Below are 1,816 nucleotides of genomic sequence, written 5' to 3'. Positions count from 1 at the left end.
GCACATCACCACCGAAAGGGAGACGTGATCACCGCACTGCTGTCCTTCGCCGCCGTCGGCCTGCGTTGGGCCGAGCACATCACCACCGAAAGGGAGACGTGATCACCGCACTGCTGTCCTTCGCCGCCGTCGGCCTGCGTTGGGCCGAGCACATCACCACCGAAAGGGAGACGTGATCACCGCACTGCTGTCCCTCGCCGCCGTCGGCCTGCGCTGGTCGCCGCACCGACCAGCGGCCGCCCGCCTCAGACGACTGTTCGGCATCCCCCAACGCGAGCCGCCGCGCCTCCCCAAGCAGGCGCTCGCCGCCCTAGCCGCAGGGGCGCTGGCGGCCGCCGTCGTGCACCCGGTGGTGGGGCTCGCCGCAGCGCCAGCCGCTTGGTGGCTCGTCCAGCGGCGGCGTCGGGTGCCATCCGCTGACCTCCCGACCGCAGCCGGCTACGACCTCCTCGCCGCTTGCCTCGCGGCCGGGATGCCCGTGCCCACGGCCATCCGCGCTGTCGCCGGGCACTTCCCGCCGCACATCGCAGCCAACCTCACCGAAACCGCCGACCTGCTCGCCCTCGGTGCCGCACCCAGCGACGCCTGGGCGGCAGCAGGCCCCGACATCGCGGCCCTCGCCCGCGGCGCGAGCCGCAGCGCGCGGACCGGGACGGCGCTGGCCGACCTGGCTCGCGGCCTGGCCCGTCGGGCCAGGGAGCAGGCCGCCGACGCCGCCGAGGCCCGCGCGCAGCGGGCCGCGGTGCTGATCGCCGGGCCGCTCGGCCTGTGCTTCCTCCCCGCCTTCCTCTGCCTGGGCATCGCCCCGGTGGTGGTGGGCATGGCGACAACCCTCCTCTGAAAGGACCACCCCATGCAGTTCCTGTACCGACTCCTCCGCCGCGACACCGGCATGACCACCGCCGAGTACGCCCTCGGCACGGTCGCCGCCGCCGCGTTCGCCGCTCTGCTCTACGGCATCCTGACCGGCGACCACATCCTCGACCGCCTCACCTCGCTCATCTCCAACTCGTTGGAGGAGCCGTGAACGACCGCGGCGCGGTCACCGTCGAGGCCGCGGTCGCGGTCGCCGCGCTGGTGGTGGTCCTCGGCCTGGTCCTCCTCGGCGGCTCGGCGGCGATCGACAAGATCCGCTGCGTCGACGCCGCCCGCGAGGCAGCCCGCCTGGCCGCCCGCGGCGACCCCGACGCGCAGTCCGCCGCGGCGAAACTCGCACCCTCCGGTGCCACCGTCCGACTCACCTTCGGGTCGGACAGTGTCGCCGTGCGGGTGGAGGCGTCAAGCATGCTGCCCGGCCTGACGCTGACCGCCGACGCGCACGCCACCCTGGAACCCGGTGCACGACAAGGGGAAGCCAGTGCCCCAGCCTCGTGACGCAGGCGTGGCGACGGTCTGGGCGGCCGTCGTGATCACCGCGCTGGCCGCCCTGCTCGCGGCGGTGGTCGGGTTCGGCGCCGCGGTCGCCGCCCGCCACCAGGCCAGCGCCGCGGCCGACCTCGCCGCCCTCGCCGGAGCCGCCCGAGCGTGGTCCGGACCAGAGGAGGCGTGCGCGGAAGCGGCAGCCGTCGCCGAGCGCATGTCCACCACCCTGCGCTCGTGCGAACTGACCGGCCTGGAGATCACCGTCCGCGTCGCCCGCCCCTTCGGCCCCGCCTGGGCCGAAGCCACCGCCAAGGCAGGCCCAGTGGACACCCCCCTCGCCCGACCCGTTCCCCTGTCAGGACCCACCCCACCCCTCGCCCGACCGGCCCCACCGCTGCCCGGACCCGCCCCAGCCCTCGCTGGACGGGCCCCACTGCTGACCGGACTGGTTTCG

At 75.0% G+C, this 1,816-nt stretch carries 4 protein-coding genes; all 4 read left to right on the top strand.

Going from position 1 to position 1,816, the window contains the following annotated elements; translation table 11 throughout:
- Positions 1-172: 172 nt before the first annotated feature.
- A complete protein-coding gene (locus ACWEPX_RS05605; RefSeq protein WP_451895900.1) occupies positions 173-841 on the top strand; it encodes a type II secretion system F family protein in 669 nt (222 codons plus the stop codon).
- A 12-nt stretch (positions 842-853) separates the two neighbouring features.
- Complete coding sequence (locus ACWEPX_RS05600) at positions 854-1,027, top strand: DUF4244 domain-containing protein (protein WP_451895899.1); 174 nt, start codon at positions 854-856, stop codon at positions 1,025-1,027.
- Positions 1,024-1,374 carry a TadE family type IV pilus minor pilin gene (locus tag ACWEPX_RS05595; protein WP_451895898.1) on the top strand — a complete coding sequence of 117 codons (351 nt, stop codon included), beginning with the start codon at positions 1,024-1,026 and terminating at the stop codon, positions 1,372-1,374. Before ACWEPX_RS05600 ends, ACWEPX_RS05595 begins: the two co-directional genes overlap by 4 nt.
- Positions 1,358-1,816: Rv3654c family TadE-like protein (locus tag ACWEPX_RS05590; protein ID WP_451895897.1), on the top strand; the 459-nt coding region annotated here is incomplete at its 3' end. The genes ACWEPX_RS05595 and ACWEPX_RS05590, both read left to right, overlap by 17 nt.

Source organism: Actinokineospora sp. NPDC004072 (assembly GCF_053604195.1).
This window is presented reverse-complemented; position numbering and strand designations above follow the sequence as displayed.